Origin of the sequence: Roseateles saccharophilus, from assembly GCF_031458095.1 — a bacterium.
GTDB lineage: Bacteria > Pseudomonadota > Gammaproteobacteria > Burkholderiales > Burkholderiaceae_C > Pelomonas > Pelomonas saccharophila_A.
This window is the reverse complement of the sequence record NZ_JAVDXU010000003.1, coordinates 278122-300321: the sequence shown is the minus strand read 5'-3', so window position 1 is coordinate 300321 and position 22200 is coordinate 278122. Positions and strand designations below refer to the sequence as shown.

Genomic DNA, 22200 nt, shown 5'->3' with positions numbered 1-22200 from the left:
GGTCCCCCGCGGGGACGGCGATGCTTGCGGCATTGAGCCGCAAGGACATCGCCAGTGCGGGCCGGCTAGGGAGCGGCCCGGCGCTCGGCCCGCGGAATTGCCTCAATGCGGAATGGATCGCTGACATGAGGTTGTCCACGTTCGCCGTGTTGCTGGGCCTGCTGGCGCTGGTCATCGCCAGCTTCTGGTCCCTGGACCTGCAATGGGCCGCCCTCCTCGGCCCCGAGGCCCTGGCCAGCATGGGCCGCTTTGCGTCCAGCTTCTTCCCGCCTGAAACCGCGCCGGCCTTTCTCGCCAAGACCGGTTGGGCGCTGCTGGAAACACTGGCCATGTCGGCCATAGGCACCGCCTTGGCCGTGGGCGGCGGCCTGCTGCTGGCCTTGCCCGCCGCCGGCACGGGCGTGGCGCGCGCCGCGGCCCGGCTGGTGCTGAATGCGCTGCGCAGCGTGCCCGAGCTGGTCTGGGCCTCGCTGCTGCTGATCCTCTCCGGGCTGGGGCCGCTGCCCGGCACCCTGGCCCTGGCCCTGCACACCAGCGGCGTGCTCGGCCGGCTGTTTGCCGAGAGCTTCGAGAACGCCTCGCCCGAGGTGGCGCTGGCCCTGCGCCAGCGCGGTGTCGGCGCGGGGCGCGTGTGGCTGTTCGCCACGCTGCCGCAGACCCTGCCCCAGCTCGTCAGCTATACGCTCTACCGCTGGGAGAACAACATTCGCGCGGCCAGCGTGCTGGGCGTCGTCGGCGCCGGCGGCCTGGGCCAGATGCTGAGCTATCACCTGGGCCTCTTCCAGATGCACGAGACCTGCACGGTGCTGATCGCGATGATTGCGCTGGTGGGCCTGGTGGACGCCCTGTCCTGGGCCGCGCGCAGAATGCTGACGCAATGAACCACGAGACCTCGCTGCAAACCCTGCTGACCCGCTATTCGGTCGGCCCCAAGCACCTCGTTGAGCCCGGCCCCAGCGACGAGCAGCTGGCGCTGATGGTGCAGGCCGCGTTGCGCGCACCCGACCACGCCGAGTTGGTGCCTTACCGGTTCAAGCTGGTGCGCGGCGCCGCAAAGCAGGGCATGGCCGCCCTGTTTGCCGACGCGGCGCTGGCGGCCGGCAAGGGCGAGGAGGGCGCCGCCCTGGATGCCGAGCGCGCGCTGAAGCCGCCGATGACCGTCGCCGTCGTCGCCCGCATCGACCTCGGCCACCCGCAGGTGCCGGCCCACGAGCAATGGGCAGCGGTGGGCGGGGCCATTGCCAACTTCCTGACGGCGGCCCATGCCCTGGGCTTTGGCGGCAAGATGCTCAGCGGCGCCAAGGTTCGCAACCCCTCCATCGCCGCGGCTTTCTGCGAACCGGGCGAGACGCTGCTGGGCTGGATTGCGCTGGGCACGCCGGCGCGCTTGCCCGCAGGCCCGGCCCGCAAGCCCGACCCCGGGCAGGTGCTGATCGACTGGCACCCGGCTTGCAAGTGACAGTCCAACTATGGAACTCACTCCCCGAGTTCGGCCGGCCTTTGCGGCCGCACGTGCTGACTGAAAGATATCGAGCAGAGCGAGATGGAACTAACCCCACGTGAGAAGGACAAGCTCCTTCTGTTCACCGCCGCCTTGCTGGCCGAGAGGCGCAAAGCCCGCGGGCTCAAGCTCAACTACCCCGAGTCCGTTGCGCTGATCAGCGCCGCCATCCTCGAAGGTGCCCGCGACGGCAAGAGCGTGGCCGAGCTGATGAGCGAGGGCCGCACCGTGCTGACGCGCGACGACGTCATGGACGGCATCGCCGAGATGATTCCCGAGATCCAGGTCGAAGCGACCTTCCCGGACGGCACCAAGCTCGTCACGGTCCACCAACCCATCCCTTGAGACCGCCATGCGCAAGATGCTCCTGCTGCTGCCCCTGATCGGCGCCTCTGCCCTGGCCCATGACGGTCATGGCGCCCCCACCGTCCACATGCATGGCTGGGATGGCGCCGGCATGACGGCCCTGGTGGCCGTGGCCGGTGTCGCCCTCTGGTGGCTCACCAAGGGCCGCAAGTGATGGTGCCGGGCGAACTGATCCCTCGAGAGGGCGAACATGAACTCAACCCCGGCCGCCGCACGCTGACGCTGAAGGTCGCCAACACCGGCACCCGGCCCATCCAGGTCGGCTCCCACTACCACTTCGCCGAGACCAATGCGGCCCTCGGCTTCGACCGCGAGGCCGCGCGCGGCATGCGGCTGAACATCTGCAGCGGCACGGCCGTGCGCTTCGAGCCTGGGCAGACGCGCACCGTCGAGCTGGTCGATCTCGGCGGCGACCGCGCCGTCTGGGGCTTCCGCGGCCTGGTGCAGGGCAAGCTATGAAGATTTCCCGCCGTGCCTATGCCGAGATGCTCGGCCCCACCGTCGGCGACAGGCTGCGCCTGGCCGACACCGCCCTCGTCATCGAGATCGAGCAGGACCTGACGCTGCGCTCCGGCGGCTATGGCGAAGAGGTCAAGTTCGGCGGCGGCAAAACCGTGCGCGACGGCATGGGCCAGTCCCAGCGCCCCAACGGCCCCGGCCCGGGCGATGCGGTCGACACCGTCATCACCAACGTCGTCATCCTCGACCACTGGGGCATCGTCAAGGCCGACATCGGCCTGCGCGGCTGCCGCATCGCGGCCATCGGCAAGGCCGGCAACCCCGACGTGCAGCCGGGCGTGGACATCGTCATCGGCCCCGGCACCGAGATCATCGCGGGCGAGGGCTTCATCGTGACGCCCGGCGCCATCGACACCCACATCCACTTCATCTGCCCGCAGCAGATCGAAGAGGCGCTGATGAGCGGCGTGACGACCATGATCGGCGGCGGCACCGGCCCCGCCACCGGCACGCTGGCCACCACCTGCACGCCGGGGCCGCATCACATCGCGACGATGCTGAAGGCCGCCGAGACCTTCCCGATGAACCTCGGCTTCATGGGCAAGGGCAATGCCTCGCGCCCCGAAGGCCTGATGCAGCAGATCGACGCCGGCGCCATCGGCCTCAAGCTGCACGAGGACTGGGGCACCACGCCGGCGGCCATCGACAACTGCCTGAACGTGGCCGAGCTGACCGACACCCAGGTCGCCATCCACACCGACACGCTCAACGAGAGCGGCTTTGTCGAGGACACGATTGCCGCCTTCAAGGGCCGCACCATCCACAGCTTCCACACCGAGGGCGCGGGCGGCGGCCATGCGCCCGACATCATGCGTGTGGTGGGCGAGGCCAATGTGCTGCCCAGCTCCACCAACCCGACGCGGCCCTTCACGGTCAACACGCTGGACGAGCACCTCGACATGCTGATGGTCTGCCATCACCTGGACGCGGGCATCGCCGAGGACCTGGCATTCGCTGAAAGCCGCATCCGCCGCGAGACCATCGCCGCCGAGGACATCCTGCACGACCTCGGCGCCATCAGCATGTTCTCGTCCGACAGCCAGGCCATGGGCCGCGTGGGCGAGGTCTCCCTGCGCTGCTGGCAGACTGCGCACAAGATGAAGGTGCAGCGCGGATCGCTGCCCGGCGACGGTGCCGGCAACGACAACGCCCGCGTGAAGCGCTACCTCGCCAAACTCGCCATCAACCCCGCGCTGGCCCATGGCATCTGCCACGAGGTGGGGTCGATCGAGGTCGGCAAGTGGGCCGACCTGGTCCTGTGGAAGCCCGCCTTCTTCGGCGTGAAGCCGTCGCTGATCCTCAAGGGCGGCTTCATTGCCGCCGCCGCGATGGGTGATGCGAATGCGTCCATCCCGACACCGCAGCCGGTGCATTACCGGCCGATGTTTGGCTCGTTCGGTGCGGCGCTTCAGCAGGGCTCATTGACCTTCGTGAGTCAGGCAGGGCAGGGCGCCGTCGAGAAGCTGGGCCTGGCCAAGACCCTGGTGCCGGTGAAGGGCTGCCGTACGGTCAGGAAGGCCGACATGCTGCTCAACAACTACCTGCCGACGATGGAGATCGACGCGCAGACCTACGAGGTGAGGGCGGACGGCGTGCTGCTGACCTGCGAACCGGCAAAGGAGTTGCCGATGGCGCAGAGGTATTTCTTGTTTTAACACCGTCGACCGGCAAGGTGCGATGTCCGGCTACGCGGCCAGCCGGTACTACGCCGCTGGAACCGATGCACGCCTCTATCTGGCGCCGCCTTCACGCAGTGCGTTCAACCAAGCACGGACATGGTCTCCGTTGTTGAACCTATCCTGGAACAGGATGCGTTTGCGGTCGACAACCTCGCCCCAACTGCGGTCCGCGGCGTCCAACGATGCTTCAGCCGCGGCTGGACTGCCATGCCAAACGGCTTCCATGTTGCTTGCCCATCTCAGGTACTGCATCCAAGACAACTTCAGCCAAGGTGTGCCGGCACCGCTGCGGATGATCTGCAGGATGCGTGCTTCGGCAGGGTTGTCGGACGTGTCCCGGCCTTCGAACCATCCGTGCCGCAGCAGCAACGCAACGTCCGCTTCGCGTAGTCGCGCCATCAGCGGTCCTTCATTCCAATACGCGACCTGACGTCCGCCGGGTTCTTCTTCCTGCCACCGCCCAGGAGAGAAACGCCGGAGGTTCATGAACTTGCCGGTCGAGATGTCTGTGGCGCCGGCGTACTTCCACAGAACAAGGTCGTGGCTAGCGAAGGCGACGTGCACCCGCATTTCCGCAGAGAGAAGGCGGATCAGGTGCACCGCCGTCGGGATGCCTGCACCATCTCTAAGAGGTTCTCTGGGCGGCACGTCCTCATTGAGGAAGGTGAGATAGATCCGCTCGCAGGAACTTCGGGAGAGGATCGAGGCAATGGCCATTGCCCGGGCGGGGTTGGCGAGGTCGCGAAGGCTAACTATGGCCGTCAGCATCGTTTGGATGCCGTGCCCGTCTGCGTAGCGCTTGGTGGCATCGGCGACCTCCACCATCAGCGAGTAGTAGTCGTCAGTAAATGCTCTCGGGAATAGCGCTGGTGAGCAGACCACGTCCACGCCAAGCTGAGCGCCTTGCTCAACAATCTCGTGACCGCGCTGGCTCCACCACCCCGCGTCGGCATGATCGGCCGTTGCAAAGTCGGCTGAGAAATAGGCCCACTGATCCATCTTGCCTTTGTCGACCGCTGGGTTGTACATCTGCGGGTCGAGGATGACCTCAAGCTCATCGCGCAGTTCACCTAGGCGCGCCAACCGCGTTTGAACGTCTGTAGGCCCGTCATTGACCGGGCTGAGGACGAGCCCCGAGTACGAGCCAATGTCCTGTTCCTCAAGGAGATTCCACGAATCGTGGCCGAACTGCAGATAGGACGCCATTGGTTCCTCTCAGGGTTGCTTTAGGGACTCGATGAACTCGGAAGGCCTGCGATATCTGGCGATGGGCCAAGGTTTCAGCGCCTTGGCGAGAGAGCCGAAGCCGAGAGCTTCAAGACGGTGAGCGTTGGCGATTGGCATCTCCTGCTTGGCGGCCACGTTCATGATCGCGTCGTGGATCGTCTTACCAGGCTCGACGAAGGGATGGTGGCCGAGGAGACATTCGGCCAGCACGATGGCCAAGTCGAACTGGTCTGTGCGCCAGTCGATTAAGGCTTTGTCGTTCGTCAGTTGCTCTGGTGCCGCGTATGCAGGAGTGCCAGGCCCCATGTTGAGGAACGCCTGAGTGAGCGTGGGTTGGTCTAGCATCCTCACGATGCCGAAGTCCGTGAGCACCGGCGCCCCATTTGCCCTGAACATGATGTTGGCCGGCTTGATGTCTCGGTGCACGAGCTTCTTGTCGTTCAGGTGCTCAAGCACCTCGGCCAAGGTGACAGCGATGCTTCGAAGAACGGCTGGCGGGGGGCAGGCCGCCCTTGAGCTTTGCTTCGAGCGTGCCGCCAGCAAGATACTCTTCGCAGACTACCCAAAGCTGCACGCTGCCGTATGTATGCGGGAAGGCTTCAAAGAGCGTCGCAATCGCCGGATGGGAACATCCTTGCAGTGCGACCGCCTCACGGATCAAGCGCTCCGGGCTACCTGTTACGGCCGCCAGCTTTAACGCAAACGGCGTCTGGCCGTTCTTGGCAAGGTAAGCGCTCTTGAACGCCCCCTTCCCAAGCTCGCCGTGAAACTCAAAGCCGCGCTGCTGGCAAAGATCCGCTGCTGCCGCGCTTAGGTCCAGCGCGGTGCTCATTGGGCAGCGTGTCGAAATGCTCGTGAGCCTGCTCGCGCAACCACCTGAGCAGGGCATCCTGCTCCGTAGCCTCTATGAGCACCTGCACGGCTGATCCGTTGAATGAACATAGTCCCACTCCCCTCAACTCAAACTCTTCTCGGTCCCGCATGGCTCTGCTGGCCACGTGTTCGGGAACGATGACGTAAGACTTGTTGGCGTACGCCGTGCTGCGGTACGCCTGATGGAAAGCGCGCTTCCAGTTGTCGAGCTTGGCCTCGAAAGCCATCAGCGTCTTGCGACGATGGCGTGCCAGCACATCGACAACGCCGGACCGATGGTCCCATTCAGTGGTGATCTGCACGCGGCCGAATGCAGTCCGGCCTTTGGCCAACTTATCGACGAACCTCTCCACGAAGTCCGCTTCAGTCGCGAACTCAGGATGGCCTCCCGACCGTGTTCTCTCTTGGTTCATTGGCGCGCTGCTCTCGGGCTGCTTTTTTTGCAAGTTTAGCAAGCGATATTGCCCGCTTCCTACTCACGGCGTGGTTGGTTACCCGCGATCTGGTCTTCGCCGGCAATCAAGCGTCGGCGCTTCAGTTCCGCATGCTCCGCGCACCGCGCCGCCGGAAACTGCCAGGCATGTCCGCCGCCTTCATTTCCCCCACGCCCCCCGCCGCCCTCCCGGCCTCAAAGTCATCGAACTCGGCCAGTTGATCGCCGGCCCCTTTGTCGCCAAGACCCTGGCCAACTTCGGCGCCGAGGTCATCAAGATCGAGCCGCCCGGCGCCGGCGACCCGCTGCGCAAGTGGCGTCTGCTGCTGGACGGCACCTCGGTGTGGTGGCAGGTGCAGTCGCGCAACAAGCGCTCGCTGGCGCTGGACCTGCGCACGCCCGAGGGGCAGGACATCGTGCGCCGGCTGGCGGCTGAAGCCGATGTGCTGATCGAGAACTTCCGCCCGGCCTCGCCGGGCGGCCACCGTCGCAACGCGCCGGCGCTGGGCCAGGACTCGGACGCGGTGCTGAGGGAACTGGGACTGAGCGACGGGCAGGTCGCGGCGCTGAGGAGCCGGGGCATCGTCAGCTGAATGGGTGTTTTGACGCTTTGTCGACGCGTCAGCAATCGAGCCGGCCAGCCGGCCCGTGGCCGCCGGGCGGTCCTGCCCTGCGGAATGCAAAGCGTGAGACAAAGCTGACACTGATCGTGAAGCGAAACGAGAGAGTGGCCATGCTTTTGATACCTCAGCGACGCGGCTGCAACCCGCTCATGCTTGCCGTCGGCATGGTGCTCATGCTGACCGCTTCCAATGCCAGCTGCGACGCCGCCCGCAAGGGCGACGCGGGAGGGTGTTGCGCCCAGGGTGTCGATGCGGACCCGTTGCGCCGACAAGCGAGCGCGCCCGAACCTGAGAACGAGCTGAAAGGCGTGGCCGTGCCAGATAGCCGCTCCGCCATCAGCGCAGCTGATCCTGCGTCGCGCGAAAGCATGCAACGCCGCACGACCGATCGTCGCAACGGAAGCTCCAAAGATTTCGTCGTCGGTGGCATCGTTTTCGGTTCAGGCCTGGCGCAGGCCCATCTCGAGACGGCCACCATGGCGCAGACCTTGGTGACCGGCAACGGCCAAGATGCCACGGCCTATGGCCAGGTACTGGCAGTGAACGGCGTCGGCAACTATTGCGGGGGTGGAGGCCGCTGCGCTCTGTATTACGTGGCGTCGTTCAAGAACTCGAAGCAGGTTGCCAACCACGGTGTCGAGTTCACGGGAGCCACGATTTCCCTGTACTACGCCGACGCGGCCGCGAATCTGCTCTCTCGAAATTCGACGGCGAACCTCGCAACGATACGGAGCATGACACCCTGGTTGACACTGGTCGGCCACGGCAATCTGGGCGGCGGCGTGAGCAACTCGACCGTTCTGACGGCCTTCAGTTCGTTGTCGGGTGCCGTGGTGAACCGCCTCGGCGCCGGACTGTTCGACGTGGATCTGGCGGGCCCTGGCATGTCCAGCGTCAAGTTCGCGTTCAATTCCAACGTCATTCCCGATGCCGTCGGCGGCTTCGCTGACGTTCAGCTGACCTTCTCTTCGAGCGGCTATGCCTTGAACGCCAACGATACGGCCGGTGGCCTCTCGGCCGGCTGCCGCAATGGCACTGCGGCAGCAGGTGCCTGGTGCTACCAGGGCACGGCTGACTTTCGCGGCAGCCTGCAAGAACCATCCGAGTCGGGCTCGTCCAGCATGCGCAGCCTGGGGCGAGCGCCGCGAACCCCGACCTGCTTTGAAGGCCCCTGATCCAGGGACAGGCCAACACCGGTTGTTGTCGGCGTGCCGCCGTCCGAGCATCGCCGCGCTCGCCGCGTGAGTCGTTCGGCGAGCACGCGTTCGGGACCACTGCGCCCGCCAGCCACGAGCCGGCCGGCCGGACTCCCGAGTCCATCCACCTGATCAAGGGAATCCGACCATGCGTTTTCAACTCAAGCCCCTGGCCCTTGCCGGCCTCCTGGCGCTCAGCGCCTCCTGCGCCCATGCCGGCGACAAAGTCTGGATCAGCCTGGGCGATGCGGCCCTGGCGCAACTGCAGAAGCACACGACCGTGACGCCCAGCGCCAGCGTGGTGCCGGCCGCGCAACTGGCCGGCGCCGAGAGCACGGCCCGCGCAAGCCGTCGCGCCGAAAACATCCACCTCGTGCAGATCGACGAAGACGACCTGCTGCACCTGTCGGCCGCGGTGCACCGCGAGCTGCACCGTTGCGGCGGCTTCATGTTCCACCCCAGCCAGGCGGAAGGCCTGGCAACGCTGCAGCGCCAGTCGGGCGCCGCCAGGCTGGCCGCGGCCGCTGCCGTCACACGGCCCAGTTATGTGATCGACCAGCAGGCCGTCGTCACGCCGCTGCTCAACCAGATGCAGGCGAGCAATATCGGCCAGACCATCATCGACCTGTCCAACAACGTCAACCGCTACTACCAGACCAGCGCCGGTGTCGCCGCGTCGGACTGGCTGAAGCAGCGCTGGACCACGCTGGCCGCCGGCCGCAGCGACATCACGGTGGAGCAGTTCACCCACGCGAGCTGGAAGCAGAAGTCGGTGATCGCCACCATCAAGGGCACCGACAACCCGAACGAGGTCGTCGTGCTGGGCGGCCACCTGGACTCGATCAACCAGGCCGGCACGACGGAGACCACCCGCGCGCCGGGCGCGGACGACGATGCGTCGGGCGTGGCCAGCCTCACCGAGGTGTTCCGCACCCTGGCGGCCAACGGCTACAAGCCGCGCCGCACGCTGAAGTTCATGGCCTATGCCGCCGAGGAGGTGGGGCTGCGCGGCTCGCAGGAGATTGCCACCAGCTTCTCGAATGCCGGCGTCAACGTGGTGGGCGTGATGCAACTGGACATGACCAACTACAAGGGCTCGGTGAACGACATCTACATCTACACCGACTACACCGACGGCGCCCAGAACAGCTTCGTCACCAACCTCATCAAGACCTATCTGCCGACGCTGAAGATCGGCACCGATCGCTGCGGCTATGCCTGCTCCGACCATGCCTCGTGGACGGCCAAGGGCTATTACGCCACCATGCCCTTCGAGGCGGCGATGGGCGAGGACGACCCCTACATCCACACCGCCAACGACACCTATGCCAACACCGGAAGCCAGGCCGACAACTCGCTGAAGTTCGCCCGCATGGCCCTGGCCTATATGGTGGAGCTGGGCAGCGACGGCAGCAGCGGCATCCCCGACAAGACCGAGACCTTCAGCGGCAGCCTCACGCGCAGCCAGACGCGCAGCTTCGGCCCCTTCAAGGCCGGCGTGGGCACGTTCAGGGCCAGCATCACCGGGACCGGCGACATCGACCTGTATGCACGGCGCGGCACGGTGCCCAGCACCAGCAGCTACGACTGCAAGTCCGACGGCGGCACCGCGACGGAAAGCTGCAGCATCAGCGTCACCGTCAACGGGGACGTCTATGTGCTGCTCAAGGGCTATACCGCCGGCAGCTACAACCTCACGGTGACCTACAGGCCGCAGTGAGGCGTCGGCCGGATCGGTCGGGCCCAGACGTGACACCTTCGGTGTGCAGACGTATTTCGGGCTGCCCAGGGATCAACGGTTGTAGGGGCTGACGGCCGCGGGGCGGGCGCGTAGCGTCGGGCCACCGCACAAGGAGCCCGCCATGCGCCATCGCCTCGCCCTGCTACCCCTCGCCCTGGTTGGCCTGCCCGCCCTCGCCGCCGAACTGGGCCAACAGAACCTCGGTGCCACGGGCGCTCTGGTGTCGAGCTGTGCCGGCATGGCCACGGGCGCCTTCCCGATCGAAGGCGATCTGTTCGACTGGCTGCCCGGCAAGTCCAACTGCAACGCCGCCTCGACCACCACGCCGGGGCAACAGCTGGCGACCAGTGGCGCCTACGACCAGGCGACGCCGTCCGTTCAAGCGGATTCGCATGGCAGCGCCAGCTACGGCTCGGTCGGCATGTACGCCCACTTCCGCGCCAATGCCAGCGCCGGCTTCGCGGCGGCCGAGAGTACGGCGGGCTGGACCGACACCTGGACGCTGATGCCGGCCAACTCGGCCCAGATCGGCCAGAACGCCGTGCTGAGCTTCAGCATCCATCTCGACGGCGTGCTCGACGGGCTGCCCACCGGCAACAGCTATACGCGTATCGGCACCCAGGTCTGGCTCAACAACGCGGCGGCCGGGGGACAGACCTTTCGCGTCCAGGGCCAAGGGCAGGGCGGATTTCCCTTCCACCAGGTGGTCGACCAGGATGTCAGCTTCAGCGTCACCGTCCAGCTGGGCACGCCTTTCGAGCTGGGCATCTTCTCGCGCGCATCCGCGGGCACGGCCGGCGCCGGGCCCAACTGGTTCAGCGAGGCCAGCAGCGACTTCGCCAGCACCCTGACCTGGCAGGGCGTCAGCGGCGTCACCGTGGGCGGCAATGCGATTGCCTACACCCTCAGCAGCCAGAGCGGCATCGACTGGAACGTCCCCTATGCGCCGGTGCCCGAACCCTCGGTGGCGCTGCTGTTGAGCGGCGGCCTGCTGGCGCTGGCGCGGCGTCGGCGCTGCATCAGTATTCGCTGACCCAGCTTCGGTACGCAGTCGCGTCCCTGTGGCTCCGTAGTGCTGGTGCGCGGCCATGATGCATTAGCGGTGCAAGAGCCGTGCTTGCTTTTGGAGGGCCCGACCGAAGAGCAGGGCACCCTCGGTTGTTGACGGCGGGCCAGCATTCGGGAGAAGGTCAATATCAGTCTGGGCGATGCTGCCCTGGCGCTATTGCAGAAACACACGACCGTGCAGCTGAACGCCAGCGTGGCGCCCCCCGCGCAACTTGTCGGTGTTGAGAGCACTGACGCCACGAGCCGACGCGCCGAAAATCGCCAGCCGCTACGATCCGGGATGAACGGCAGCACGCCAGCGATAGCAATGTGCGCCGCGCCGCCCTTTCTTCAGCGGTGCGCGTGAAATCAATTCAAACGCAAGGTCAGGGTGAGCACGGTCTTGGCGGTCTCTGCTTCGCCCGTGAGGAAATTGGCCCCCAGCGTCCGCTTCAATGAAAGCGTTGGTATGACGCCGCTCTGCGTCGGCGCCAGCGGGTCGATGAATGCGTACTCCACACCTGCGTCGTAGTACGTCGAAGCCCGCTTCCCGGTACTGGCATTGCTGTGGAAGTCCCGCGCCCTCACCGCGTCACCGAACAAGTGCAGTCGCCACAGTGGACCGCCAGGGAAGTACGAAAGTCCGACGCCAACATGCCCGCCGTACATCCGGCTGCTTGCGCCATCCTCGCGATGACGGTCCAGATGCAACCCCACGACGGGGAGGATGTAATGTCCAGACCGCACGCGGCTGTACGGTGTTCCTCCTTGCAGGATTTGAGAGTCGGGCAACACGACCATGCCGGCATAACGCAGCCCCACATCCCGCGTTTTCGCGATGTGATCCACCACCGACTCGGCATCAATCGACGAAAGCAGAACCAACGGGCTCCCGCCAAAGAGATCACCGGTCGATCCGAATTTGAAGACCCGGCCATCGACAGGCTTCTTTTGAGACGTGTCCTTCGTGGCTTGGGCCCCAAGATTCCAGGACCATCCATTCATGGCGGCCACCTCGGGGAGGAAGCGGTTTCCAAGATCAAGCAGTGCCGCGGCCTTGAGGCTGTAGATCGTCGTGCCGTGCTCGCGAGTTGCGGTCAGCGACGCCCCCTTCTTGCTGCCTTCGAGGGCGTCCCGGATCTTGAGGTTTGACATCAGCCATGATGGCTCTTCCTCCGCGGAGGACGCGGCAGCAGGCGGGGGTACCGCAGCCGGTACCTTTTGAGGCTCTCGCGGAGTCGCTGCAACGGGCAATGTCCGCGCAGGAGGACGCCCTGCATCCTTGTCGTAGCACGCGAGCCGCAGGGCATCGTCGTCGATGCGCACGCAATCGGCTGCAGTTGCTGCTGTTGATGCGGCGAGCATTAGGCAGGCAGGCAGGCGCTTCACATCCGGCTCCCGACGAGTTTGATCAGGTCCGAGAGCTTCTCGCACTCCGCCAGTTCGTTGGTCGAGACGAACTTCGGCTTCGTCTTCGAGGAATGCTTCTTGATGATCTTGTTGAACCGCAGCGCTAGTGCCTGTACACGCTCGGTCGGAATGCCAAGGTTGAGGAAGAGCAGGACGTCTTCGGTGATGACACCCTCTTTGAGTTGATCGACCAGCGGCACGACCGTCTGCTTGTCCATCAATTCGAGCAACTCCGTCTTCCATTGAGGCTCAGGCGAAGGCGCCGCTACGGTCGCGGCGGCCTTCTTGTTTTGGGTTCCCATCGTGGTCCTCGTCAGCTGTGGCAGGCGAGCCAATCTAGCCGCACGCAACGTGACTCGCGTCATGAATTCTGTGGAGATGGCGTGCTTCTGCCGCTGCGCTTTTCAGGCAGGTTGTTCGCAACGGGCCGTGGCGCCATGCGGGCTTCCCGCAGTGGCCTGGAGTGGGCGCTGGCCGCATCCAGCACTATCGGGTTTTCCCGCCGTCACTTCGGTCAGCGGCCCCCTTCGCCGCGACACTGCCGGCTTCTGACCATTCACCTCTCTTCCCATGAAGCGTCTGCCCCTCCCCCGCGCCCTCATGCTCAGCCTGACTCTGGCCGTGGGCGGCCAAGCCCTGCATGCCGAGCCCCTTCCCGCCGTCTGGAACCTGACCCCCCTCTACGCCAGCGACACCGACTGGGAAACCGCCCGCAAGGCCCTGCTGGCCGACCTGCCCAAGCTGGCGGCCTTGAAAGGCACGCTGGGCAAGAGCGCGAAGAGCCTGCGTGCCGGGCTGGATGCCATCAGCGCGGCCAACCTGCGGGCCGACCGCCTGCGTGTGTACGCCAGCATGAAGCAGTCCACCGACAACCGGGATACCAAGAACCAGGAGCGCAGCAACCTGGCCGCCCAGTTCGACGGTGAGTACGGCAGCACCATCGCCTGGCTGGAGCCCGAGATCCAGTCGCTGGGCGAGGCCAAGGTCAAGGCCTTCCTGAAGGCCGAGCCGGGGCTGAAGAAGCATGCCGAGCATCTGCGCAACAGCCTGCGCCAGGCCAGGCACACGCTGAGCGCCGAAAGCGAGGCCGTCATCGCGGCGCTGGGTCCGGTGCGCGGCGCCACCGGCGAGGTGCGCACATTGCTGTTCAACGCCAACACCCGATGGCCTGAGTTGACGATCGACGGCAAGACCGAGAGGCTGGACGACACCAGGTACGGCCTGCTGCGCCAGCACCCCAACCGTGCGGTGCGCAAACAGGTGTTCGACAGCTTCTTCGGCGCCATCGGCCAGTACGAGGACACCTATGGCGTGACCCTGGGCAATGTGGTGCAGGACGACACCACCATGGCCAAGCTGCGCCACCACCCCAGCGCCGTGGCCATGAGCCTGGGCGCCGAAGAGGTGCCGGAGGCCGTCTACCGCACCCTGGTGGCCGAGGTGCACAAGGGCCTGCCCACGCTGCACCGCTACTTCAAGCTGCGCCAGAAGATGCTGGGCCTGCCGGACCTGCACTACTACGACATCTACCCGGCCCTGGTCACGCAGACCAGGCACTACAGCCTGGACGATGCTGCCGCGCTGACGCTGGCGGCGACCCAGCCGCTGGGTGACGACTACCAGGCCCTGCTGAAGACCGGCTTCAAGGCCAACACCATGCATGCCCTGCCGGCGCCGGGCAAGCGCGGCGGCGCCTACCAGGACGGTGTCTACGGCGCACCGCCCTTCGTGTTCCTGAACCACCAGGGCGATTTCGAATCGGTCAGCACCTTCGCGCACGAGTGGGGCCATGCCATGCACACGGCCATGGCCAACCGCGTCCAGCCCTACGAGACGGCGAACTACTCGCTCTTCATCGCCGAGATCGCGTCCACGGCCAACGAGGTGCTGCTCAGCAACTACATGCGCGGCCAGGCCGCCAGCAAGGAAGAGAAGCTCTACCAGCTGGGCTATGCGCTGGAGCGCCTGCGCAGCACCTTCTTCCGCCAGGCCATGTTCGGCGAGTTCGAGCTCAACACCCACGACGCCGCCGCCCGGGGCGAGGCCCTCAACGGCAAGCGCATGACGGAGATCTATTGCAAGCTGCTGAAGGACTATCACGGCGATGCCGCGGGGGTCATGAAGATCGACCCGGCCTACTGCCAGGAGTGGGCCTTCATCCCGCACTTCTACCGGCCCTTCTATGTGTACCAGTACGCCACGTCGGTCACTGCGGCCCTGCATTTCGCCGAGGACATCCTGGCGGCCAAGCCCGGCGCGCGCGACAACTATCTGAAGCTGCTCGCCGGTGGTGGCTCGGTGGCGCCCTACCAGGCGCTGAAGAACGCGGGCCTGGACATGGCCAGCCCCGCCCCCTACCAGGCCGTGGTCAAGCGCATGGACAGCATCATGGACGAGATGGAGGCGCTGCTGGCGGCCAAGTGAGATGACCGGCCGCCTTCAAACAGCGTGAAGGCCAGCGGCCTGTCAGGGTGGGGGTCGCGTCAGGGACTGGCCAGCACCTTGCGGTCACCCAGCGGCTGCAATGGGCGAGCGTTGTGGGCAAAGATGCGGCGGAATTGCTTGATCTGCGCCGGCGACAACTCAACCGGCTCGCGCAGCACCATCCAGCTCACACCCTCGGAGCAGGGCGGTGTGGTCAGGGAACCGTCGAAGCTGTAGTAGCTGAGCTTGGCGGGCAGCAAGGCGGCCAGGTCCAGGCTCAGGCCGGCCGGCGTGGCGGGGGCATCAGCGTTGGGCTGGGTGGGCAGGTTGTCGAACACCGCCTTGAAGGCCGCATTCGGCTTGCCGGGCTTGAGCAGCAGCCCCACCACGCCCAGCTTGCCGTCGGCGTCCTTGTGGACGAAGTGGGCGACCATGGCGAAGCGCTTGCCGTTGATGGCCTCTTCGCTAGGGGTGTGGAAATGGAACTGCAGCAGCTTGAACTCCCGGCCGCCGACATTGAGCTTGTTCTCGCCACTGGCGTTGACCTGGACGGTGTGGCCGTTGTTGACCAGGTTCAGCGGCATGCTGCCGTAGCTGAACTGCAGCGCCGGCAGGTCGGCGGGGGTGGCGCCCTTGACGTCGATCGGCGTCTGGGCGTGGCCCGTGGCGCAGGTGCCGAACTCCGGAGCGATCTTGCCCCACTGGGCCGGGCCGGCCTTGCCGCTGTATTCCCAATGCGGCGCGTGGCCGTCGGCCGCGAGGACGGCAGCTGGCAGGGCAGCCAGGCCCGCAATCAGCAGACCCGCCAGGGTCTGACGGCGAGGGAGTGGAGCGAACGTGAGGTTCATGGCGTTGTTCAAGCAGGGGTGCAGTGGTTGAGAACCCATCGGCCACGGGGCCGCGGGCCTGGTTCAGCATATCTTTGGACCCATGGAGGGGCGGGACGCTTTGCCCGCGATTTACTCGCGCTTTACTCAGCCAGCTGACAGCGATCTGTGTACGTCGGCGCCGTGTACGCTTGCGGCACCATGACGCCTTCGTTCGCCTTGCGCCACTACGGCCCTTCTCGCGGCAGCCATGCGCATGAGCATGTGCAGGTGCTGTGGACCCTGCAGGGGGCGCTGGAGCTGGAGGTCGATGGCCGCGGCCAACGGCTGGCGGCTGGGCAAGGGCTGCTGATCCCGCCCGGCGAACTGCATGACTTCGAGGCGCCGCAGGGCAGCCGGTGCCTGGTGCTGGACACCGCCGACCCGGCCTGGCTGCAGTGTGCGGCGCGGCCGCGGCATGCGCCGTCCGTGGATCACCTTGCGCGCTTCCTGGCGGCGTCGCTGGGCCAGGGGTTGCCGGTGTCGCAGGAACTGGGCGCACAGTTGCTGGCGCAGGCCTGGGGGCCGGGTGAGGCATGCGCGGCAAGTGCGGGTCGCCGTGCCGTCAACTGGGCCGACCTGCGGCGCTGGACGCAGACCCGGCTGGCAGCACCGCTGACGGTGGCCGACCTCGCCGCACGCGCGGGCCTGGCCGAAACCCAGTTCCGCGCCCGCTGCCTGTCAGCCACCGGCCTCACGCCGATGCAATGGCTGCGCGCCCAGCGCCTGGATCGCGCTCGTCTGCTGCGGACCGCTGGCCTGCCCGTGGCGCTGGTGGCCCGGCGCGTGGGCTATGACTCGCCCTCGGCGCTGACCGCCGCGCTGCGCCGCGCCGCTGGCCGCGAGCCCTGATCGTCGACCGCTGATTCGCGACGACGGCCCGTCGTTGCGCGACGACGCCGGTCCGAGACTGCCGGCATGAAGACGACCGAAAGAAAAGCCGACCTGCTGGCCCTGGGCGCCATCGCGATGTGGGCCTCGCTCGCAGCCCTGGGCGTGTCGCTCGCGCATGTGCCGCCCTTCCTGCTGACGGGCCTGGGCCTGCTCGTGGGCAGCGCGTTGGCGCTGCCGCTGTCGCGCTTCAAGCTGAGCGCCTGGCAGGTGCCGCTGCCGACCTTGGCGCTGGGCGTCTACGGCCTGTTCGGCTTTCACCTGCTGCTCTTCGTCGCACTGCGCACCGCGCCGGCGCTGCAGGCCAATCTGATCAACTATCTGTGGCCGCTGGGCATGGTGGTGCTGGCCCCGCTGCTGCTGCCCGGCCTGCGCTGGCGCGCGGCACAGATCGGCGCGGCGCTGCTGGGCTTCGCGGGTGCGGCCGTGCTCATCCTCGGTCGCGGCGGCCCGGGCGGCGCGCTGGATGGCGGCTGGCACCCGGGCTACGCGCTGGCGTTGGGCTCGGCCCTGGTGTGGAGCACGTACTCGCTGGCCACGCGCCGCGTGCCGGCCTTCCCGACCTGCGCGGTGGGCAGCTTCGCGGCCGTGTCGGGGCTGTTGTCGCTGGGCTGCCATGCGCTGTGGGAACCGGCCGTGGCCTTGAACGCGCGCGACCTGGCGCTGATTGCGGCACTGGGCCTGGGGCCGCTGGGCGGCGCCTTCTTTTTGTGGGACGCCGCGCTGAAGGCCGGCGACCCGCGGCGCATCGGCTTGCTGGCCTTTCTGACGCCTTTGCTGTCCACCGCCGTGGTGATGGCGACGACGGGGCAGGCCTTGTCGGCCTCGCTGATCCTGGGCGGTTTGATGATCGTCGGCGCGGCGATCTGGGGCAGCCGGGAGCCCGCGGCCTGAAGAGGATCCCTAGCACGGCCGCTACGCCACGCTCGCCCCCGACGGCCACCACAAACCGGGGCCCCGCGGTCCCGAAAACCGGGGGCAAACGGCCCGCGACCGGCTTCTAGACTGCCGCGCTCAGGATCAGGGAGACGTCATGAAACGCGCCATCTATGGGCTCGTGCTGGCGGCGGTGGGCTGCGCCAACCCGCCCCCGCCGGTGGTGGATTCAGCGCCGCAGTTCGCGCAGCAGCTGGCAGGCAAGCGCTACGGCTTCTATGTAGGCCCGCAGAAGCAGGCGCCCATCGAATCGGGGCGGCCGGATGAGGACTATGGCTACGAGGGGCTGCGCGCGGTCTTCCAGCCGCTGGCATCGGTCTGCGCGCGCGAGCGGGGCGTGGTGGCCGTCGCCACCACGCGGGTCAATGGCCAGAAGCTGCCGTCGGCCGTCACCTGCGAGGCGCCCCAGGGGGCCTTGTGGGGCGTGACGGTGCGCTACAGCCCCCTCGATCTCGACACCGCCAAGAACGGCGGCTGGGCCTGGCTGACGCTGAGGACGCAGTTCGTCGCCGCGGCCGACCTCGCGGCTGCCCGTGAGCAGGCCGAGACCCGGCGCCAGGCCGAGGCGGAAGCGCAGCGACGCGACGACTTGGCGCGGCGTGAAGCGCGGGAGCGTTATCTGGCGGCGCTGGAGCCTTTCCGCGCCGGGCTGAAACCGGCCACGCGGGTGAAGTGGAGGGAGCCGACGTCCGGATTCATCGGCACGGGTCTCGTGGTTCGCGTGGACGGTGAGTTGGTGCAGGTCCAGTTCGACAACCTGCTTTTCGGGGCGGACAGCGTGCGCCACGTCCGCCGTGCCGAACTGGAGCCCTGGGACGGCGTGCCGACTGGCAGCCGCTATCAGCTGCGCTGAAGCGGGCTGGACGGGAGGCTCAGCGCGCCGCCATCATCCGCACCCCCAGGCCGATGAACACGGTGCCGGCGAGCCGGTCCAGCCATTGGCCCGCGCTCGGCCGCTGGTTCAACCACGCGCCGACACCGCCAGAGAAATAGCCGAGCAGCCCGAACAGCAGGGCCGCCTGTGCGGTGAACAGCAGGCCCAGCAGCCCCAGCTGCCACTCCACCTGACCCTGCGACGCGACAACGAACTGCGGCAGGAAGGACAGGAAGAACAGCACCACCTTGGGGTTGATGGCGTTGGCGATCAGGCCCTTCACGAAGAGCTGGCGCAGCGGCGTGGCTTCAGCTGTTTCGCTGCTCACCCGCACGGCGCCCGCGTGCCGCCAGGCCTGCACGCCCATCCAGACGAGATAGACGCCGCCGGCCACCTTCAGCAGCGTGAAGGCCAGTGGCGACGCCGCCACCAGGGCGCTGATGCCGATGACGGCCAGCAGGGTGTGGCTCAGGCAGCCGAGGGCGCAGCCCAGGCCGAAGGCCATGCCGGCGCGGCGGCCGCGCGACATGCCCATGCTGAGCACCATCAGGTTGTCGGGCCCGGGTGTGGCGGTCAGCACCAGGGCGGTGGCGAGGAAGGCGAGGATCTGGGGCGTGGTCAGCATGTTTCGGGTCAGTCAAATCGCGGCCTGCCGCGCAGTCCGTATTGCGTGATGTGGGCGATGGGGACGCCGACGTAGAAGATGTGCGACAGCAGGCCGCTGACGATGTTCCAGCCCTGCGGCAGCTTCCAGCCCGTCACGCCGGACAGCGGCACGACGATATAGACCATGGCCACCCAGGTCAGCACGCCGTAGAGGGCGCCCCAGAGCCAGGGACGCAGGGTGAGGGCCGGGAGCTTCAGCGCCGCCAGCAGGAAGACCGCGGCCATGCCGGTGGTGAGAAGGAAGTGGAACAGCAGGCCCAGCCCTGCCGTCCCCATGCCTCCCTGCATGGCCGCTGCGCCCAGCAGCCCGCTGGCGATGTATTTCAGGATGCCTTCGGCGGTGGCGCCCTGGGAGGCATAGCTGGCAAACGCGGCCAGGATGTCCAGGGCGCCGGACACGAGTCCGGCCAGGATGACGGTCTGGATCCTGCGCATGCGCCTCCCAAGGGCCGGGTGAGGAAAGCGCAGGATCTTATGAAGCCGCCTTGGATGTCATACCCGGGGATGCCCTTGGCAGGGGCGTGACGCCCGGACGGCTTTCAGCCTTGCCTCAGACCGGCTGCCGGTAGCGCTGGCCCCTGAAGCGCAGCACCAGCTCGCGCGGGCGGATCTGCTCCAGCACGAAGTCGGGGCCCAGCTGGGCGCCCTCGCGCAGCACCTCGCCATTGATCATGGCGAAGCGGCCGGACGGCTCCTCCGAATAGACCGAGCCGCTGATGACCAGCCGGGGCACGTCGCGGCGGATGCTTTCGGGCAGCTCGGCCAGGCGCGGGAGGGGCGCTTCGGCCGCCGGCGCGGGGGCCGGGGTGGGCGCTGCAGCGGGCGGCGGTGCCGGCATCGCGGCCGCCACGGGCGCGGGCGCCGGGGCGGCAACCACCGCGGCCGGTGGCGGCGCGGGCGGCAGATAAGGCGAGCCGGACGACGCCGGCTGCGGCGTCGTCGCGCTGACTGCCGGCGGCACGGCCACCGGCGCCGAGGCGATCGGCGCTGGCGCGGCGGTCAGCGGAGCGGATGCTGCTTGCGGCACTGGCGAGGCGGTGTCGTGCTGGCCGCTTGCCCACCAGCTGCCGGCGCCGATGCCGGCCAGCAGCAGCAGGCCGCCACCGGCCCAGGGCAACCAGCGGCGCGGCCCGGAGGCCTCACTGGCGGACAGGGGCTGGGTATGCAGGCCCGGCACCTGGCCGCGCTCGCGTTCGCGGTCGGCTTCGGCACGGCGCAGGGCGTCGAGGATGTAGGACATGGCGGTTCAGTCGGTCGATAGCGCGTCCAGGCGCGGCTCGGCCACACCGGTGGCCCGGTTGATCTGCATCAGCGTGATGGGGCCGACGCGGCCGTCCGGCTGCAGGCCCTGGCTGGCCTGGAAGGCCTGGACCTGGCGGCTCAGTTCGGGCCAGCCCGGCACGGCGGAGGCCGCGGTGCCGCCCTGCGCCTGGGCCAGTTGGGTGGCCAGCCAGCTGCGCAGCGGGCCGATGTTGTCAGCCCGGCTGGCGTAGCCCGGCGGCACCCGCCAGAAGGTGGTGAACTCACCGCGCCAGGCCGTGGCCAGTTCGGGCAGGGCGACGCGGCGTGGCGTGCCGTCCACCAGCAGCGTGGCCTGCTTCTCGTCCAGCCCCACCAGGGCGGCGAGGGCCGCCGGCTGGCCGGGGCGTTGCAGGGTCAGCAGCACCGGGCGGTCGATCAGGCGGATCAGCGACAGGCTGCCGCTGCTGCTGCGATAGCACTGCAGGCCGCGCTGTGCGGCCGTGGTGCAGGGGTCGACCTGGGGCTGCAGCGGCAGGCCCCAGGCCTTGGCCAGCGCGGCCCAGGCGTCGCCATCGCGCGGCGTCCAGTCGGCCAGGCGCAGCGGCTCGGGTGCCGGCGGCACGCCACTGGCGGCCGAGGCCGGCCGGGCAGGGGCGCTGGCGGCCGCTGCCGTGGCCGAAGCGGCGCTGGCGGGGGAGGACGCCGCCGCGGCCGCCGTTGCGGCGCTGCTGCCGCGCCCCGCCTGCGACTGCTGCCATCCCCAGGTCAGCCCGGCACCGGCGACGGCCGCGGCCAGCACCACCAGGCCCAGGCCGACCGGATCGGGCTTGCGCTGGGGCAGGGGACGCGTGAACTGCGCATCGAACACTTCGGCCGCGGCCCGGCGCACGATGGCCCCGGTGACCTGGGCCTGGCCGCTGGCATAGCCGCCCAGCAGGGCGCGGTCGCAGAGCAGGTTGATACGGCGCGGCACGCCGCGGGTCAGCTGGTGGATCAGGCGCAGGCCGGTGCGGTCAAAGGGCAGGGCGCCGGCGAGGCCGGCCACGTTCATGCGGTGGCGGATGTACTGGGCCGTCTCGGCTTCGGACAGCGCACCCAGGTGGAAGCGGGCGATGACGCGCTGGGCCAGCTGCTCCAACTCCGGCCGGGCCAGCATGCCGCGCAGCTCGGGCTGGCCGATCAGCACCACCTGCAGCAGCTTGCGCTCGGCGGTCTCCAGGTTGGTCAGCAGGCGCAATTGCTCCAGCACGTCGGCCGAGAGGTTCTGCGCCTCGTCGATGATGAGCACGTTGTTGCGGCCCGCCGCATGCTGGGCCAGCAGGAAGGCGTTGAGCGGGTCGACATAGTCCTTGACCGTCTGGGCACCCGGCGCCACCTGGACATGGAATTCGTCGCAGACCGACTGCAGCAGTTCGGTGACGGTGAGCTTGGGGTTGAAGATATAGGCGACATTGCAGTTCGCCGGGATCTGTTCCAGGAAGCAGCGGCAGACGGTGGTCTTGCCGGCCCCGATCTCGCCGGTGAGCAGCACGAAGCCGCCACCGCCGTCCAGCCCGTAGAGCAGATGGGCCAGCGCCTCGCGGTGGCGCTCGCTCATGAACAGGTAATGCGGATCCGGCGCGATCGAGAACGGCGCTTGTTTCAAGCCGAAGAAGGGCGCGTACATGGGGCGGCAGGATAACGATT

24 protein-coding genes and 1 pseudogene are annotated in these 22200 nt (G+C 67.7%); 14 read left to right on the top strand and 11 right to left on the bottom strand.

The features are described 5' to 3' along the window. Positions 1 to 125 precede the first annotated feature (125 nt). The 6 genes from phnE to ureC all read left to right on the top strand — a co-directional run bounded on the left by phnE (position 126) and on the right by ureC (position 4041). On the top strand, positions 126 to 881 hold the full coding sequence (phnE, locus tag J2X20_RS20410) for a phosphonate ABC transporter, permease protein PhnE (RefSeq protein WP_310268635.1): 756 nt from the start codon (positions 126 to 128) through the stop codon (positions 879 to 881). Then, positions 878 to 1459, top strand: a complete 582-nt coding sequence (locus tag J2X20_RS20405) for a nitroreductase family protein (protein WP_310268632.1) — start codon at positions 878 to 880, stop codon at positions 1457 to 1459. The genes phnE and J2X20_RS20405 overlap by 4 nt, the downstream gene beginning before the upstream one ends. An 84-nt stretch (positions 1460 to 1543) precedes the next feature. Next, complete coding sequence (gene ureA / locus J2X20_RS20400) at positions 1544 to 1846, top strand: urease subunit gamma (protein WP_310268629.1); 303 nt, start codon at positions 1544 to 1546, stop codon at positions 1844 to 1846. A gap of 7 nt (positions 1847 to 1853) precedes the next feature. Then, the gene (locus tag J2X20_RS20395; protein ID WP_310268625.1) at positions 1854 to 2021 is read left to right on the top strand and encodes a hypothetical protein; all 168 of its coding nucleotides are present in this window, start codon (positions 1854 to 1856) and stop codon (positions 2019 to 2021) included. Beyond that, positions 2021 to 2326, top strand: a complete 306-nt coding sequence (locus J2X20_RS20390) for an urease subunit beta (protein ID WP_310269984.1) — start codon at positions 2021 to 2023, stop codon at positions 2324 to 2326. Before J2X20_RS20395 ends, J2X20_RS20390 begins: the two co-directional genes overlap by 1 nt. Beyond that, positions 2323 to 4041, top strand: coding sequence for an urease subunit alpha (gene ureC, locus J2X20_RS20385; protein WP_310268623.1), 1719 nt, complete (start codon positions 2323 to 2325; stop codon positions 4039 to 4041). The genes J2X20_RS20390 and ureC overlap by 4 nt, the downstream gene beginning before the upstream one ends. A gap of 75 nt (positions 4042 to 4116) precedes the next feature. Here ureC and J2X20_RS20380 read toward each other — a convergent pair whose 3' ends face one another. Genes J2X20_RS20380 through J2X20_RS20365 form a run of 4 tightly spaced genes read right to left on the bottom strand, consistent with a single transcriptional unit; the run spans position 4117 to position 6578 of the window. Then, on the bottom strand, positions 4117 to 5271 hold the full coding sequence (locus tag J2X20_RS20380) for a hypothetical protein (RefSeq protein WP_310268620.1): 1155 nt from the start codon (positions 5269 to 5271) through the stop codon (positions 4117 to 4119). A 9-nt stretch (positions 5272 to 5280) separates the two neighbouring features. Further along, complete coding sequence (locus tag J2X20_RS20375) at positions 5281 to 5748, bottom strand: protein kinase domain-containing protein (RefSeq protein WP_310269980.1); 468 nt, start codon at positions 5746 to 5748, stop codon at positions 5281 to 5283. Continuing rightward, positions 5741 to 6124 (bottom strand): hypothetical protein, encoded by a 384-nt coding sequence (locus J2X20_RS20370; RefSeq protein WP_310268617.1) that lies wholly within the window; start codon positions 6122 to 6124, stop codon positions 5741 to 5743. The genes J2X20_RS20375 and J2X20_RS20370 overlap by 8 nt, the downstream gene beginning before the upstream one ends. Then, positions 6063 to 6578 (bottom strand): hypothetical protein, encoded by a 516-nt coding sequence (locus tag J2X20_RS20365; RefSeq protein ID WP_310268614.1) that lies wholly within the window; start codon positions 6576 to 6578, stop codon positions 6063 to 6065. The genes J2X20_RS20370 and J2X20_RS20365 overlap by 62 nt, the downstream gene beginning before the upstream one ends. Before the next feature lie 223 nt (positions 6579 to 6801). On the opposite strand from J2X20_RS20365, the pseudogene J2X20_RS20360 reads away from it, so the two are divergent. From J2X20_RS20360 to J2X20_RS20345, 4 genes and pseudogenes are all read left to right on the top strand, one after another. Beyond that, positions 6802 to 7072: pseudogene (locus J2X20_RS20360) on the top strand (CoA transferase); the annotation flags it as partial. Between the two features lie 259 nt (positions 7073 to 7331). Continuing rightward, a complete protein-coding gene (locus J2X20_RS20355) occupies positions 7332 to 8396 on the top strand; it encodes a hypothetical protein (RefSeq protein WP_310268611.1) in 1065 nt (354 codons plus the stop codon). A 169-nt stretch (positions 8397 to 8565) separates the two neighbouring features. After that, the gene (locus J2X20_RS20350; protein ID WP_310268608.1) at positions 8566 to 10137 is read left to right on the top strand and encodes a M20/M25/M40 family metallo-hydrolase; all 1572 of its coding nucleotides are present in this window, start codon (positions 8566 to 8568) and stop codon (positions 10135 to 10137) included. Between the two features lie 142 nt (positions 10138 to 10279). Then, the gene (locus J2X20_RS20345; RefSeq protein WP_310268606.1) at positions 10280 to 11191 is read left to right on the top strand and encodes a PEP-CTERM sorting domain-containing protein; all 912 of its coding nucleotides are present in this window, start codon (positions 10280 to 10282) and stop codon (positions 11189 to 11191) included. Positions 11192 to 11574: 383 nt separating this feature from the next. On the opposite strand, the gene J2X20_RS20340 is transcribed toward J2X20_RS20345, so the two are convergent. Together J2X20_RS20340 and J2X20_RS20335 are read right to left on the bottom strand one after the other, a co-directional pair. Then, entirely contained in the window at positions 11575 to 12594 is a 1020-nt protein-coding gene (locus J2X20_RS20340; RefSeq protein ID WP_310268603.1) for a hypothetical protein, read from the bottom strand. Further along, the gene (locus tag J2X20_RS20335) at positions 12591 to 12917 is read right to left on the bottom strand and encodes a hypothetical protein (protein WP_310268600.1); all 327 of its coding nucleotides are present in this window, start codon (positions 12915 to 12917) and stop codon (positions 12591 to 12593) included. The genes J2X20_RS20340 and J2X20_RS20335 overlap by 4 nt, the downstream gene beginning before the upstream one ends. 268 nt (positions 12918 to 13185) lie before the next feature. Here J2X20_RS20335 and J2X20_RS20330 point away from each other — a divergent pair, with 268 nt between their 5' ends. Then, entirely contained in the window at positions 13186 to 15039 is a 1854-nt protein-coding gene (locus J2X20_RS20330) for a M3 family oligoendopeptidase (protein ID WP_310268597.1), read from the top strand. Between the two features lie 59 nt (positions 15040 to 15098). On the opposite strand, the gene J2X20_RS20325 is transcribed toward J2X20_RS20330, so the two are convergent. Continuing rightward, entirely contained in the window at positions 15099 to 15887 is a 789-nt protein-coding gene (locus tag J2X20_RS20325) for a carbonic anhydrase (protein ID WP_310268594.1), read from the bottom strand. Between the two features lie 180 nt (positions 15888 to 16067). Here J2X20_RS20325 and J2X20_RS20320 point away from each other — a divergent pair, with 180 nt between their 5' ends. The 3 genes from J2X20_RS20320 (at position 16068) to J2X20_RS20310 (ending at position 18585) form a co-directional block, all read left to right on the top strand. Further along, positions 16068 to 16757, top strand: a complete 690-nt coding sequence (locus J2X20_RS20320) for a helix-turn-helix domain-containing protein (RefSeq protein ID WP_310268592.1) — start codon at positions 16068 to 16070, stop codon at positions 16755 to 16757. Between the two features lie 66 nt (positions 16758 to 16823). Then, on the top strand, positions 16824 to 17690 hold the full coding sequence (locus tag J2X20_RS20315; RefSeq protein ID WP_310268589.1) for a DMT family transporter: 867 nt from the start codon (positions 16824 to 16826) through the stop codon (positions 17688 to 17690). Positions 17691 to 17829: 139 nt separating this feature from the next. Continuing rightward, positions 17830 to 18585, top strand: a complete 756-nt coding sequence (locus tag J2X20_RS20310; protein WP_310268586.1) for a hypothetical protein — start codon at positions 17830 to 17832, stop codon at positions 18583 to 18585. A 19-nt stretch (positions 18586 to 18604) separates the two neighbouring features. On the opposite strand, the gene J2X20_RS20305 is transcribed toward J2X20_RS20310, so the two are convergent. The 4 genes from J2X20_RS20305 to J2X20_RS20290 all read right to left on the bottom strand — a co-directional run bounded on the left by J2X20_RS20305 (position 18605) and on the right by J2X20_RS20290 (position 22180). After that, positions 18605 to 19231: a LysE family translocator gene (locus J2X20_RS20305; RefSeq protein ID WP_310268583.1), complete on the bottom strand. Its 627-nt coding sequence runs from the start codon at positions 19229 to 19231 to the stop codon at positions 18605 to 18607. A gap of 8 nt (positions 19232 to 19239) precedes the next feature. Further along, complete coding sequence (locus J2X20_RS20300; protein WP_310268579.1) at positions 19240 to 19707, bottom strand: hypothetical protein; 468 nt, start codon at positions 19705 to 19707, stop codon at positions 19240 to 19242. 115 nt (positions 19708 to 19822) lie between these two features. Further along, the gene (locus tag J2X20_RS20295) at positions 19823 to 20512 is read right to left on the bottom strand and encodes a general secretion pathway protein GspB (protein ID WP_310268575.1); all 690 of its coding nucleotides are present in this window, start codon (positions 20510 to 20512) and stop codon (positions 19823 to 19825) included. A gap of 6 nt (positions 20513 to 20518) precedes the next feature. Then, positions 20519 to 22180, bottom strand: coding sequence for an ExeA family protein (locus J2X20_RS20290; protein WP_310268573.1), 1662 nt, complete (start codon positions 22178 to 22180; stop codon positions 20519 to 20521). Between the last annotated feature and the right edge of the window lie 20 nt (positions 22181 to 22200).